The organism is Streptomyces rishiriensis, assembly GCF_030815485.1.
In the GTDB taxonomy this organism is placed as follows: Bacteria; Actinomycetota; Actinomycetes; order Streptomycetales; family Streptomycetaceae; genus Streptomyces; species Streptomyces rishiriensis_A.
Map to the genome: position 1 here is coordinate 2,037,885 of NZ_JAUSWV010000002.1, position 12,564 is coordinate 2,050,448.

Genomic DNA, 12,564 nt, shown 5'->3' on the forward strand with positions numbered 1-12,564 from the left:
CGTCCTCACCCCTTCTTCCCGGGTCGCCGCACATGGAGTGACAGGCCGAGCGGCCGGACCAGGCCGAGGCCACGGATGGCGTCGGTGAGGACGGCGTCCAGGTCGGCGTGTACGTCGTCCAGGTCGCGGAAGTGGGACAGCGCGCGGACGTCGGCCTTCCGGCGGCTCGTGCGCACCCGTACCGACTGCACGCCGGCGACCTCCATGGCCCGGTCGCGCAGCACCAGCGCGGCCGCGTCCCGGTGGAGCCCCGCCCGGACGTCCGGATGGGTGCGGCTCATCGGCAGGACGGCCCTGAGGCCCGGGGTGACGGCCAGGACGATCAGCCACAGGCCGAGGGCCGCCGCGACCCCGGCGCCGACCAGCACCCAGATGTCGTCGAGCGGACGCTCGGCGAGCTGCCGGGCGAGTCCGCGCCGCCAGGCCATGGCGGACCGGTGGGTCCGGACGGCGGCCACGTCGTAGAGGAAGGCTGCCGAGACGACCAGCAGCAGCGCCGCGACGACCCCGGCCGGGACACGGCGCGCCGACCAGAAGCGGTGGTCGGCGGGTCCGGCCGGGCCGGGGCCGGTTTCTTGCGTGGGTTTCTCCAGAACGGGCAGCGTGCTGCCCTGCAAGCCTCCGGGCTCGCTCATCGCGTCCTCCCGTGCGCCACACCGGGGGTCGTTGTCAGGTGCAGCCGTTCCACCTGGACGGCGACCTCCGGAACGTCCATTCCCACCAACGCGCCTACCCGCTCGGTGACATGCCGACGCACACGGTGACAGCGTCCGCCGATATCGGTCGGGTAGTCGAGTTCGAGATGGACCCGTACGTGCGCGGCCTCGTGGTGGACGACGACGGTCGCGTGCGGACCGGCGGCGTCGGGCGGCAGGGGGCCGACCGCCTCCCGCGCGGCCCGGGCGGCGATCTTCGCCACCACCCGGTCGGCGATGCGGGTCGCGCCGCGCGCGGCCGGGGGCACGACGGACGGGCGCCCCCCGCCGACGGCGGCGCCCCGGTCGTCCGCGGGGGTCACCGGCGCCGGTCGTCGCGGGTGCGGAAGAAGTCGCCGAGGTCCAGGTCCCCCTCGAGGAACCGGCCGACGACGAACCCGATGGCGCCCAGTGCCGCCACCAGGACGAAGGCCCCGAACCCGCCGAAGTATCCGGCGAAGCCCAGCGCCATGCCGGCGATCATGCCGACCACGGCCATGTTCAACGTGCTCTCCCCTCGGGGGTGCGGTCACCCGCTCGTCCGTGTGTCACTGGATCCGGGGCTCCGGTTCCTCGTCCTCTTCGTCGGGCAGCTTGACGTCGCTCACCGCGATGTTGACCTCGACGACCTCCAGTCCGGTCATCCGCTCCACGGCCGCGATCACGTTCTCCCGCACGGCCTGCGCCACGTCGGCGATGGCCACGCCGTAGTCGACGACGATCTCCAGGTCGAGCGCGGTCTGCACCTCGCCGACCTCGGCCTTCACACCTCTGGTCACCGACTTCGAGCCGCCGGGCACCCGGTCCCGTACGGCACCGAAGGTGCGGCTGAGTCCGCTGCCCATCGCGTGGACGCCCAGGACGTCCCGTGCCGCGAGGCCTGCGATCTTCTCCACGACCCCGTCGGCGATGGTGGTCCGCCCTCGGGTGCCCGGATCACCGCCGCCGCGCCTGGTCGTCCTGCGGGTCCCCAGGGGCTCGTTGCCGCCGTCGGGGACCTGCGTCCGGTGCTGCTCCGCTGCTGCCTCGGTCATCGCCGTACGTCCTTACGTCCGGTTCGTTCCTCGTCCCCTTCCACCACGGTAAGCGCGGTTGCCCGGTAGCGCGCCGGGGATGCGGCAGGCTGGAGCAATGACTGCGGACGGATGGACGAGCGCGGTACGGCACCAACTGGGCCTCGGCAGGCTGCTGCCGCTGGGCGGGCCGCGGGACGGCGCGTGGATCACGGAGGCGGCGGCAGAAGCGGTGCTGCGGGAGGCCGTACGGGATCTGACGGGCCTGCGCATGGGCGCGCTGCGGATCGCGTTGGCCGATCCGGCGGGGGTTCACGAGCCCGCGGTACCCCCTCCGCCGAGCGCCTTGCCACCGGGTCCGCTGCGCGTGACGGCGGACATCGCCGCGTCCTCGTCCGAACCGCTGCCGACGGCCGCGTCCCGCCTGCGCACGGCGCTGGCGGCGGCCGCGACGGACCGCCTCGGCCTGGTGGTCGCGGAGGTGGACGTGCGGGTGACGGCCTTGCTGGACGAGGACCCGGAACCGGAGCCGGTACGGCCCGTTCCCGGACCGCAGCACGTCGGGGCGGCACAGCACGGCGACGAGGCACGCGCCACGGTCGCCGCCCTGTCCGTACCGGGGGTGACCCGCCTGACCGACGTCGTCGACAGGGCGGTACGCATCGAGGAACGGCAGCACACGACCGCTCTGCCGAACCGCCACGCACGTGTGGAGATCGCGGTGAAGGCGAGTCACCAGGCCCTGGAGGTGGCCGCACGGGTGCGTGGGGTGGTGTCGGAAGCGCTACGGGATCACCCGACGGTGAGCGTCCTGGTCACGGCGGTGGAGTGACCGGGACCCGACCCGCGGGGACCGGCACCCGGCTCATTCGCCCATGCCGGCCAGGTCCCGCAGACGGCGGCCCTGGGCGGCGCGCTCGGCGGCGCGCTGCTCGTCGTACGTACGGTCTCCGGCGCCCCGCAGCAGCGCCTTGGTCTCGATGACGGCCTCCCGGGGCGCGGCCAGGATCGCCGCGGCCAGCTCACGCGCCGCGGTGTCGAGGTCCTGCGCGGGGACGGCGATGTTGGCCAGCCCGCAGCTCACGGCCTCCTCGGCGTGCACGAACCGGCCGGTGAGGCAGATCTCGGCCGCGCGGCCGTAACCGACGAGCGACACCAGCGGGTGGGTGCCCGTCAGGTCCGGAACGAGGCCGAGGCCGGTCTCCCGCATGGCGAACTGCACGTCGTCGGCGACGACGCGCAGGTCACAGGCGAGAGCCAGCTGGAAGCCCGCACCGATGGCGTGGCCCTGGACAGCGGCGATGGACACGAGGTCGTTGCGCCGCCACCAGGTGAAGCCCTCCTGGAACCCGGCGATGGCGGCGTCGAGTTCGGCGTCACCACTGCGCGCGAGATCGATGAAGGACGGCTCGCCCTCGATCCCCTCGGGCGTGAACATCTGCCGGTCGAGCCCCGCGGAGAAGGACTTGCCCTCGCCACGCAGCACGACCACACGGACGGAGCCCGGCACCAGCCGCCCGGCCTCGGCGAGCGCCCGCCACATCGCGGGGCTCTGCGCATTGCGCTTGGCCGGGTTGGCCAGCGTCACCGTGGCGAGCGCGTCGTCGACGGTGAGCCGTACGCCGTCCTTGTCGAGCAGGGGAACGAGTTCCTGGTCGGGTGTGGCCATGAGGCGCCTCCGATGAGTGCGGTCAGCTAGCGGTCAGCTAAGTGACTGCACAGTAACCACCCGGCCGATCTGGGGATCCCCCGGGCCCCTCAAGGACCCGCGGGAAAAATCGACCGGGTGGCCACCATCGAAAGCGGTGGGCCGCCCGGGGTCAGGACGAGGCGGCCTTCTTGCCTCGGGTCGCCCCGCCACGCCCACGGAGCGTGACGCCCGACTCGCTGAGCATCCGGTGGACAAAGCCATACGAGCGACCGGTTTCCTCGGCCAGCGCCCGGATGCTCGCACCGGAGTCGTACTTCTTCTTCAGGTCTGCCGCGAGCTTGTCGCGCGCGGCGCCGGTCACCCGGCTGCCCTTCTTCAGAGTCTCGGCCACCCGTGCCTCCTCATGGGAAGTGCGCTCTGGTCATCATCATGATCACCCCTCCGGCGCGCGATGGCCACCCATTCGGCAAGGTCCGTGCGACAGGGTTTTGACGACAGGAGCGCGTCCCCACAAGTGGAATATGTGATTCCACCCGATGGCGTTCGTGGGGCCGAACGGGTTGCCGTGTGAAGTGGCAGGTCAGAGACGCGCGACGGCCGATCCCTTGTCGACAAAGGGATCGGCCGTGAAATCGATGTAGGACACACCTCGATACGAGGAGATCTCACACAGATGATGGATCACCGGTAGGCCGAATGATCCAGACGAATGATCCAAGTCGTGGATCACACCGTGGATCACCTCGTCGACCACACCGTCGATCAGGCCGTGGAGCGCACGCTCGATCAGGCCAGCGCGACCAGATCCGCGTAGTCGGCACCCCACAGGTCCTCGACGCCGTCGGGCAGCAGGATGATCCGCTCGGGCTGGAGCGCCTCCACCGCGCCCTCGTCGTGGGTGACGAGGACGACCGCGCCCTTGTAGGTACGCAGCGCGCCGAGGATCTCCTGGCGGCTGGCCGGGTCGAGGTTGTTGGTGGGCTCGTCGAGCAGCAGCACGTTGGCCGAGGAGACCACGAGGGTGGCGAGGGCCAGCCGGGTCTTCTCGCCGCCGGAGAGGACCCCGGCGGGCTTGTCGACGTCGTCGCCGGAGAACAGGAACGAGCCGAGCGTCTTGCGGACCTCGACCAGATCCAGGTCGGGGGCGGCGGAGCGCATGTTCTCCAGGACCGTGCGCTCCGGGTCGAGGGTCTCGTGCTCCTGGGCGTAGTAGCCCAGCTTGAGGCCGTGGCCCGCGACGACCTCGCCGGTGTCGGGCTTCTCCGCCCCGCCGAGCAGACGCAGCAGGGTCGTCTTGCCTGCGCCGTTCAGACCGAGGATGACGACGCGCGAGCCCTTGTCGATGGCCAGGTCGACGTCGGTGAAGATCTCCAGCGAGCCGTAGGACTTCGACAGGCCCTCGGCCATCAGGGGCGTCTTGCCGCAGGGCGCGGGCTCGGGGAAGCGGAGCTTGGCCACCTTGTCGGACTGGCGGACCGCCTCCAGGCCGGAGAGCAGCTTGTCGGCGCGGCGGGCCATGTTCTGCGCGGCGACCGTCTTGGTGGCCTTGGCGCGCATCTTGTCGGCCTGCGAATGCAGCGCGGCGGCCTTCTTCTCGGCGTTCTGGCGCTCGCGCTTGCGGCGCTTCTCGTCGGACTCGCGCTGCTGCTGGTAGAGCCGCCAGCCCATGTTGTAGACGTCGATCTGGGAGCGGTTGGCGTCCAGGTAGAAGACCTTGTTGACGACCGTCTCGACCAGGTCGACGTCGTGGCTGATGACGATGAAGCCGCCGCGATAGGTCTTGAGGTAGTCACGCAGCCAGACGATGGAGTCGGCGTCGAGGTGGTTCGTCGGCTCGTCGAGCAGCAGCGTGTCCGCGTCGGAGAACAGGATCCGGGCCAGCTCGACCCGGCGCCGCTGACCGCCGGAGAGGGTGTGCAGGGGCTGGCCGAGCACCCGGTCGGGCAGGTTGAGCGCGGCGGCGATGGTGGCGGCCTCGGCCTCGGCGGAGTATCCGCCCTTGGTGAGGAACTCCGTCTCCTGGCGCTCGTACTGGCGCATCGCCTTGTCGCGGGTGGCGCCCGAGCCGTTCGCGATCCGCTGTTCGTTCTCGCGCATCTTGCGGATCAGGACGTCCAGGCCGCGCGCGGAGAGGATGCGGTCCCGGGCGAGGACGTCGAGGTCGCCGGTGCGGGGGTCCTGCGGAAGGTAACCGACCTCGCCGGAGCGGGTGACCTGGCCGGCGGCCGGGATGCCCTCGCCGGCCAGGACCTTGGTCAGCGTGGTCTTGCCGGCGCCGTTGCGCCCGACCAGGCCGATGCGGTCGCCCTTGGCCACACGGAAGGAGGCGTTCTCGATGAGGATGCGGGCACCGGCGCGCAGCTCGATGCCGGAGGCGGAGATCACGGACAGACTCCAGAGCGGGGGTCGTTGGCGGGATGGACGGCCGAGGACGTTCCCGCCGTCTAATGCGCGAGGAGAATGGCCATGGGGGCCAGTCTAACGGGACCGTGCAAGCACTTTTTCTGCGTCCGGGTGTTCGATCTTCCGCGCTCGCGCCGGATCCTCCGCGCCGGGGGCGCTGTCGGTGGCGGGTGCCAGACTGGGCGGCGGATGAGGAATCCGGCGTGGATCACAAGGGAGTGATCGGCATGGCAGGCACGAACAGCGGGCGGCCCAGCGTCTTTCCGACGGTGCTGTACACCGACGCGAAGGCGGCGATCCGGCAGCTCACCGAGGCCCTGGGGTTCACGGAGTTGTCGGTCTACGAGGGCGAGGACGGCTCGGTCGTGCACGCCGAGCTGGTGCAGGGCAACGGCGCGGTGATGCTCGGCTCGAAGGGCCGCGGCGGGGTCTTCGACACGGCGATGAAGGACGCGGGCCCGGCCGGCGTGTACGTCGCGGTGGACGACGTCGACGCACACCACCGGCGGGCCGTGGAGCACGGCGCGGAGATCCTGATGCCCCCGACGGACCAGGACTACGGCTCCCGGGACTACATGGCCCGCGACCTCGAGGGCAACCTCTGGAGCTTCGGGACCTACGCGCCCGACATACAGGGCTGAGAGCCGCGCCGGGGCGTACGCGGAGCCCGTGCGGGACCGCGCCGTCCGTGCGGAGCCCGTTGCGAGGCCCGCCACGAGGCCCGTTCAGCTGCCTCCGGTGTGCACCTGGAAGGCCGCCCGGCGGACGGCCTTGGCCAGCGCCGGGTCGGGGTGCGCGGCGGCGAGCGCCACCAGCACCTGCACGGTGCGCGGATGTCCGACGGCCCGCACCTCGGTCAGCAGGGCGGGGACGGTCGGCTGCAGCGCGGACTCCAGGTGGCGTACGAGCATCGGCGCCTCCCCGTGGTCGGCGACGGCCGCGGCGGTGTCGACCCACAGCCACGTCGCTTCCTGCCGGGTGAGCACCTCGTGGGCGTCCTCGGGGTCGACGCCGTCGTGCTCGGCGAGCCACAGCAGCGCATAGGGCCGCAGCGCGGGCTCGTCGACGACCGCGCGGACGTCGGGCTCGGCCGGGGCGCCGACGACGCGCAGCGCCTCGAAGGCGAGCCCGCGCAGCAGCGCGTCGTCGCCGCGGGCGGCCAGCAGCAGCTCGGCGACGGCGCTGCCGACGGTCCGGGCGGCGAGCCAGGCGCGGTACTCGGCGCGGGCCGCGTTCGGGCGCAGCTGGGCGCAGCCTCGGAGCATGGCCTCGGCCGACTGCTCGATGTTGCCGGCGGGGCTCTGCGCGGCGACGCAGATCTGCTCCAGCTTGACCCAGACCGCCCAGCTGCCCAGCGGCGTGAGCGTGGCCTGTCCGGCGCCGTAGGTCAGGGCGCCCACCGCGGCGAGGGCGTGCAGGGCCCAGTCGAGGAGGGGGGCGAGTTCGGCGTCCTGGGCCGGCTCCGCCGGGTCGGCGTCGGCGGAGAGGACCGGGGCGAGGGGGGTCGCGGGTTCCGAGCCGGCGCCGTAGGGCACCTCGCAGCGCTCGGTGCGCAGTTCGGTGACCCGCTGGCGCAGCAGGTCCAGGAGCTGCTCCACGGGGACGGGCCCGGCGGAGAGCTGGAGGAAGGACAGCACCTGGGGCATGGCCGAGACGACCTCGGCGACGGCGCCGGGCTCCTGGTCCGCGGGTTCCGGCGAGGCGAGCGACCAGGCGTCGAACAGGGCGACCCAGCCGCGCAGCACTGCGCTGTCGTCACGGTTCCAGGCACGCAGCCGCCAGCCGGGACGGGCGCTGTCGCCGTGCACCTCGACGAGACCGGCGAGGCGGGCGGTGTCCCAGTCGGCGCGGATCCGGTCCGTGGTCAGGCCCAGATCACTGGCGGCCCGTTCGGCGGTGGCGTCGGAGAGGGTGGCCTTGCCGTCGGTGGTGGCGGCGTCTCGGCCGGGCCCGAGGGCGTTGTCCGCCCAGCGGGCGACCCGGGCCGCCGCGGCCAGCCCGGAGCGCGCCATTCTGGCCAGCTCCGCGGGCGCCGGAGTGCCCTCCGGCGGGCGGGGTGCGGGGCGGCGCGGGCGCCGCTCGTTCACAGCTGAGGGGGCGGCGGCCAGGGGTCGCGGGCGGACGAGTCGAAGCCTGGAGTCGCGCGGGATACGGGACGTCACGGGTGCAGTCTTCCGGTTGACGGTCCGAAAACCCAAACGGAATGTCACGGCGGGCTACGGGACTGGCCAAGGCGCACGGGTCCGTGAGGGGCGGGGAGACGTCTTCAGGCCAGTGGTACGGGCTTAAACGGAACCAGCGGCACCGGTCCGGCCGCCCTGCCGGGGCCCACCCGGGCGGCTCGCGGCAGCGCTCCTCCCGTGCGTCGCCGCAGCGGCCCACAGCCATGGGCCACAACTGTCGGCCGCATCCGTCGACCACAGAGGTCGGCCGCAGGGGTCGGCCGCGTCCGTCGGCCGCGTCCGTCGGCCGCAGGGGTCGGCCGCAGGGGTCGGCCGCGTCCGTCGGCCGCAGGGGTCGGCCGTGTCCGTCGGTCACAGGGGTCGGCCGCAGGGGTCGGTCACATCAGCGGGGTCAGGAAGCGGCGCAGGGCCTCCTCGTAGGCCTCGGGGTCGGCGTTCCACATGGCGCCGTGCGGGGCGTGCGGGACCGTGTGCAGGGTGACCAGCTCGGGGCGGAGGCCGGCGAGGCGGCGGGAGGCGCTCCAGGGGGCGACGGTGTCGTCGGGGCCGTGCAGCACGAGGGTCGGGACCCGCAGCCGGTCAGGATCGGCGACCGCGTCCGCTCGGCGGCCGGGGCCGGCGTGCAGGCCGGTGCGGCCCTCGGCGGCGCGGACGGCGAGCGGCAGCAGCACGCCCGGGGTGCGCCGGGCGGCGGCGAGCGCGCGCACGGTCGTCCGCCAGTCCAGGACCGGGGAGTCCAGCACCAGCCCGGAGACGAGGTCCCGCAGCCCCGAGTCGGCGGCGGCCCGCAGGGCCATGGTCGCGCCGGTGGACCAGCCGAACAGGACGACGCGTTCGGCGCCGTAGCGCACGGCGTACCGCATCGCCGCGTCCAGGTCGCGCCACTCGGTCTCGCCGAGGTGGTTCAGACCGTCCGGGGAGCGGGGCGCGCCGAGGTCACCGCGATGGGCGAGGGCGAGGACGGGGAAGCGGCGGCGGTGCAGGAAGCCCATGACGTTCAGGGCGTGCTCCCGGGTGGTGCCCAGGCCGTGCGCGGCGATCACCCAGGTGCGGCGCGCGCCGGGCACGAACCAGGCGGGCAGGTTGCCCAGTTCGCCGGGGACGTCGATGTCGGCGTGGTCGAGACCGAGGGCGCTGCCGGGGTTGCCGACATGGAGGTTGGGGGTGAGCCAGACCGCGTCGCCGGCGCTCAGGGTGCCGTGGGTGACCCGCTCCAGGCTGCGCACGACGGTGTCGGCGGAGTGCGGGGCGGTGGCCAGGACGGGGCCCACGACCGCGTGGGAGCCGTTGCCGGAGAGGCCGTAGGTGCCGGGGCGCAGGGCGGCCAGGTCACGGGTCAGGGTGATCCGGCCGGGGGCCGTGCCGTGCACGGTGAGCCGGGGTTCGGTGGGCAGGGGCCGGCCGGGCGGCGCCTTCAGCGCGGCGTCGCTGGCCAGTCGGCCTGCGACGACACTGGCGGCGCCGGCGGCCAGGGCTGCGGTGACGGCGGCGGCCGTCGCTTTGACAGTGCGCACCCGTCCAGTGTCCTTTCCCGCCCCCCTCCCGGCCAGTGGTGGAGCCGGCCGGGAGGAAACCCGGGGCGGGCGCGGCGAGGTGAGGGCCGCTCACCGGCCGTGCGGCGGAGGAGGGGACGGCGGGTCAGTCCCGCTGGCCGTATCCGCGCAGCCGCTCGCCCGCCTCCGTGACCTGTTCCTCCGTCAGGAGCGTGGGTTCCAGGCCGGGTACGGACGAGGCGGTCAGCCACAGGCGGCACATCCACTCCAGTTGGGCCGTACGGTCGTAGGCCTGGTCGAGGGTGGCGCCGTAGGTGAGGGTGCCGTGGTTCCCGAGGAGGCAGCCACTGCGGTCTACGAGGGCGCGGAGCATGTTCTCGGCCAACTCCTCGGTGCCGTACGTCGCGTAGGGGGCGACCCGGACGGGTCCGCCGAGCGCGCCCGCCATGTAGTGGACGTGGGGAAGCTCGGTGACGAGGGTCGAGACGGCGGTCGCGTGCACGGCGTGGGTGTGGACGACCGCCCCGGCGTCCGTGGTGCGGTAGACGGCGAGGTGCATGGGCAGCTCGCTCGTCGGGCGCAGGGTGCCGAGCACCTGCCGGCCGGTGAGGTCGACGCCCGTCACGTCGTCCGGGGTGAGCCGCTCGTAGGGTACGCCCGACGGTGTGACGAGCACGGTGTCGCCGACGCGTACGGAGACGTTGCCGGAGGTGCCGACGACCAGTCCGTCGGTCACGGTGCGGCGGGCCGCCGTCACGAGCGCCTCCCAGGCCCGCGCCTCCTCGAGGACCGCGTGCCTCCCCCGCCCCTGTGTCACGTCCCGCACGCCGCTCCGGCGCCCCCGGGCGTCTCCCTGCTCGCGTCGCTGCTCAGCCATGCCGCGATCCTGCCAGCAGGCATCGCGGGCCGCCGCCGGGCGCGGGCACTGTGGCCGGAAGCCGCGCCTCCCCCGGCCTGCGGACGGCTGACCTCCGGACGGCTTCGCGCCCGCCGTCGTCGACGGGAACAGGGAGCGCGGCCCGGGCGGGCCGCGTGTTTCGTACACGATCGCGGCGGCCGGGCGCCGACGGCCGGACCGTGCCGCCCGCCCTCGACGTCGCGTACGACTCCCACGACCGGGGCCTCGGTGCTCAGGCCCGATGGGGATCCGGACGCGTCGCTGAAGCAGGGCTTCGGCGACGCGGGGCACCCACCTCATCGGCCGTCGCGGCGGCGGCCGGATTGCGCCGCCGGTCACGCCCCGTGGACTGCCCGCTACCGGCCGTGGAGCGTCGGCGACTGCGGTCCGGACGGCCCACCGGAGCCCTCCGGCAGGGCGCGGCCCGCGGCGGCCCGCCGGGTGACGAAGATCTCTTTCACGGCTCCGGGACGCGGTTGCCGGGGCCCGCCGAGGACGGGCGGCCGTACGGCGCCCGCCCCCCGCCCCGACGCCTCGACGGGTCACCGCCCCGACTCGCGTGGACAGACACCCGGAAGCCCTTCTCAGTTCATCTTCCGTTCACCCGGATTGCTTACGGTCAACGCGCCAATGACTTCGAACGATTGCCTGGGTAAATGGAAAACTTCTCGCTGATCCTCGCGATTGTGGTAGTAACCGCACTCGCGTTCGATTTCACGAACGGTTTTCACGACACCGCCAACGCGATGGCCACCACCATCTCGACCGGTGCGCTCAAGCCCAAGGTCGCGGTGGCCATGTCCGCCGCGCTCAACCTTGTGGGCGCTTTCCTCTCGGTGGAGGTCGCCAACACGATCTCCAAGGGTCTCGTCGACGAGACCGGCATCCGTCCCGAGGTCATCTTCGCCGCCCTGGTCGGCGCGATCCTCTGGAACCTCCTGACCTGGCTGGTGGGCCTGCCGTCCAGTTCCTCGCACGCCCTGATGGGCGGCCTGATCGGCGCCACCATCGCCTCGGCCGGCATGGGCGCGGTGCACGGTGACGCCCTGGTGACCAAGGTGCTGATCCCGGCGATCGCCGCGCCGATCGTCGCCGGCGTCGCGGCGATGCTCGCGACCCGCCTCTCCTACACCCTCGGCAAGAAGGCCGACGGCAAGGCTGCGGCCAAGGGCTACCGCGCGGGCCAGATCGCCTCGGCCGGCCTGGTCTCCCTCGCCCACGGCACCAACGACGCGCAGAAGACGATGGGCATCATCACCCTGGCCCTGGTGGCCGGCGGTGCCGTGGCCCCCGACTCCGACCCGCCCACCTGGGTCATCCTCTCCGCCGGCCTGGCCATCGCGCTCGGCACCTACCTCGGCGGCTGGCGCATCATCCGCACCATGGGCAAGGGCCTGACCGACCTCCAGCCGCAGCAGGGCTTCGCCGCCCAGACCAGCGCGGCCACGGTCATCCTGGCCTCCTCGCACCTCGGCTTCTCCCTCTCCACCACCCACTCGGTCTCGGGTGCGGTGATGGGCGCCGGACTGGGCCGCAAGGGCGGTGTGGTCCGCTGGTCGACGGCGACCCGGATGTTCGTCGCATGGGGCCTGACGCTCCCGGCCGCGGCCCTGGTGGGCGCGCTCGCCGAGTCGGTCACCGGCCTGGGCGACTGGGGTACGGCCCTCGTCGCGGTCTTCCTGATCGCCTCCAGCGCGGCCATCTGGAAGGTCTCCCGGCGCGAGGTCGTCGACGCCTCGAACGTCAACGCGTCCGAGGAGCCCGCGGGCGTCGTCACGACGGCGATCGCCGCGGTCACCCCGCCGCCCACGGTCGCCCTGGCCGACAACCTCACCGCCGGTCTCACCACGGACCTGACGGCCACGATCCCCGCCCCGGCCGCGGAGCCCGCGACCCCCGCCGCTCCTCCGGCCGCGGCCGTCTGAGCCCGCGCACCCGGTACGAAGGAAGAGAAGCAGCATGAAGATCGACTGGGCAGCCCTGGGTTCCGTCTTCGGCGTCAGCCTCGTGGTCACCGTGGGCCTCGTCGCCCTGTTCACCCTCGGCATCATGGGCCTGTCGCGGCAGGAGCGCGCGTCGGCGCAGGGCGGCTCGGCCACCCTCGCGGTGACCGGCGCGTACGCGTGCTTCGCGGCCTGCGCGGCAGCGGTGGCGTACGGCATCTCACTGATCGTCGCCTGACGCACCATCCACACACGCACCACCCGAACGCCCCTGGGGTGCGGGAC

Annotated in this window: 14 protein-coding genes; 4 read left to right on the forward strand and 10 right to left on the reverse strand. The window is 73.2% G+C overall.

Annotation, left to right across the window (positions count from 1 at the left end; translation table 11 throughout):
• Positions 1-5 precede the first annotated feature (5 nt).
• From QF030_RS11535 to QF030_RS11550, 4 genes are read right to left on the reverse strand one after another with little or no spacing between them, the layout of a single operon-like run.
• Positions 6-635, reverse strand: coding sequence for a DUF6286 domain-containing protein (locus tag QF030_RS11535; protein ID WP_307162562.1), 630 nt, complete (start codon positions 633-635; stop codon positions 6-8).
• On the reverse strand, positions 632-1,018 hold the full coding sequence (locus tag QF030_RS11540; RefSeq protein ID WP_307162563.1) for an Asp23/Gls24 family envelope stress response protein: 387 nt from the start codon (positions 1,016-1,018) through the stop codon (positions 632-634). Before QF030_RS11540 ends, QF030_RS11535 begins: the two co-directional genes overlap by 4 nt.
• Positions 1,015-1,200 (reverse strand): hypothetical protein, encoded by a 186-nt coding sequence (locus tag QF030_RS11545; protein ID WP_307162564.1) that lies wholly within the window; start codon positions 1,198-1,200, stop codon positions 1,015-1,017. The genes QF030_RS11540 and QF030_RS11545 overlap by 4 nt, the downstream gene beginning before the upstream one ends.
• 43 nt (positions 1,201-1,243) lie before the next feature.
• Complete coding sequence (locus QF030_RS11550) at positions 1,244-1,729, reverse strand: Asp23/Gls24 family envelope stress response protein (RefSeq protein ID WP_307162565.1); 486 nt, start codon at positions 1,727-1,729, stop codon at positions 1,244-1,246.
• Positions 1,730-1,826: 97 nt separating this feature from the next.
• Here QF030_RS11550 and QF030_RS11555 point away from each other — a divergent pair, with 97 nt between their 5' ends.
• Positions 1,827-2,540: a nucleopolyhedrovirus P10 family protein gene (locus QF030_RS11555; protein WP_307162566.1), complete on the forward strand. Its 714-nt coding sequence runs from the start codon at positions 1,827-1,829 to the stop codon at positions 2,538-2,540.
• A gap of 33 nt (positions 2,541-2,573) precedes the next feature.
• Here QF030_RS11555 and QF030_RS11560 read toward each other — a convergent pair whose 3' ends face one another.
• The 3 genes from QF030_RS11560 to abc-f form a co-directional block, all read right to left on the reverse strand.
• Complete coding sequence (locus tag QF030_RS11560; RefSeq protein ID WP_307162567.1) at positions 2,574-3,377, reverse strand: enoyl-CoA hydratase/isomerase family protein; 804 nt, start codon at positions 3,375-3,377, stop codon at positions 2,574-2,576.
• A 151-nt stretch (positions 3,378-3,528) separates the two neighbouring features.
• Positions 3,529-3,750, reverse strand: coding sequence for a helix-turn-helix domain-containing protein (locus tag QF030_RS11565; RefSeq protein WP_004002281.1), 222 nt, complete (start codon positions 3,748-3,750; stop codon positions 3,529-3,531).
• A 395-nt stretch (positions 3,751-4,145) separates the two neighbouring features.
• A complete protein-coding gene (abc-f, locus tag QF030_RS11570) occupies positions 4,146-5,744 on the reverse strand; it encodes a ribosomal protection-like ABC-F family protein (RefSeq protein WP_307162568.1) in 1,599 nt (532 codons plus the stop codon).
• Between the two features lie 245 nt (positions 5,745-5,989).
• Between abc-f and QF030_RS11575 the strand changes: the two genes are divergently transcribed.
• Positions 5,990-6,403, forward strand: a complete 414-nt coding sequence (locus QF030_RS11575) for a VOC family protein (RefSeq protein ID WP_307162569.1) — start codon at positions 5,990-5,992, stop codon at positions 6,401-6,403.
• An 84-nt stretch (positions 6,404-6,487) separates the two neighbouring features.
• Here the strand turns inward: QF030_RS11575 and QF030_RS11580 are convergent, their stop codons facing one another.
• The 3 genes from QF030_RS11580 to QF030_RS11590 all read right to left on the reverse strand — a co-directional run bounded on the left by QF030_RS11580 (position 6,488) and on the right by QF030_RS11590 (position 10,315).
• Complete coding sequence (locus QF030_RS11580; protein WP_307162570.1) at positions 6,488-7,924, reverse strand: hypothetical protein; 1,437 nt, start codon at positions 7,922-7,924, stop codon at positions 6,488-6,490.
• 398 nt (positions 7,925-8,322) lie between these two features.
• Positions 8,323-9,459, reverse strand: a complete 1,137-nt coding sequence (locus tag QF030_RS11585; RefSeq protein ID WP_307162571.1) for an alpha/beta hydrolase — start codon at positions 9,457-9,459, stop codon at positions 8,323-8,325.
• 124 nt (positions 9,460-9,583) lie between these two features.
• Positions 9,584-10,315: a class II aldolase/adducin family protein gene (locus QF030_RS11590; protein ID WP_307162572.1), complete on the reverse strand. Its 732-nt coding sequence runs from the start codon at positions 10,313-10,315 to the stop codon at positions 9,584-9,586.
• Positions 10,316-10,992: 677 nt separating this feature from the next.
• Here QF030_RS11590 and QF030_RS11595 point away from each other — a divergent pair.
• Both QF030_RS11595 and QF030_RS11600 read left to right on the forward strand, forming a co-directional pair.
• Positions 10,993-12,261 carry an inorganic phosphate transporter gene (locus QF030_RS11595; RefSeq protein ID WP_307162573.1) on the forward strand — a complete coding sequence of 423 codons (1,269 nt, stop codon included), beginning with the start codon at positions 10,993-10,995 and terminating at the stop codon, positions 12,259-12,261.
• A gap of 34 nt (positions 12,262-12,295) precedes the next feature.
• A complete protein-coding gene (locus tag QF030_RS11600) occupies positions 12,296-12,517 on the forward strand; it encodes a hypothetical protein (protein ID WP_057599283.1) in 222 nt (73 codons plus the stop codon).
• The last annotated feature ends 47 nt before the right edge of the window (positions 12,518-12,564 follow it).

Bases quoted from the DNA above. Each gene is read 5' to 3' on its own strand.
- QF030_RS11600 (WP_057599283.1), top strand. From the start codon at position 12,296: ATGAAGATCGACTGGGCAGCCCTGGGTTCCGTCTTCGGCGTCAGCCTC.
- QF030_RS11555 (WP_307162566.1), top strand. From the start codon at position 1,827: ATGACTGCGGACGGATGGACGAGCGCGGTACGGCACCAACTGGGCCTC.
- QF030_RS11550 (WP_307162565.1), bottom strand. From the start codon at position 1,729: ATGACCGAGGCAGCAGCGGAGCAGCACCGGACGCAGGTCCCCGACGGC.
- QF030_RS11535 (WP_307162562.1), bottom strand. From the start codon at position 635: ATGAGCGAGCCCGGAGGCTTGCAGGGCAGCACGCTGCCCGTTCTGGAG.
- QF030_RS11575 (WP_307162569.1), top strand. From the start codon at position 5,990: ATGGCAGGCACGAACAGCGGGCGGCCCAGCGTCTTTCCGACGGTGCTG.
- QF030_RS11590 (WP_307162572.1), bottom strand. From the start codon at position 10,315: ATGGCTGAGCAGCGACGCGAGCAGGGAGACGCCCGGGGGCGCCGGAGC.
- QF030_RS11595 (WP_307162573.1), top strand. From the start codon at position 10,993: ATGGAAAACTTCTCGCTGATCCTCGCGATTGTGGTAGTAACCGCACTC.
- QF030_RS11560 (WP_307162567.1), bottom strand. From the start codon at position 3,377: ATGGCCACACCCGACCAGGAACTCGTTCCCCTGCTCGACAAGGACGGC.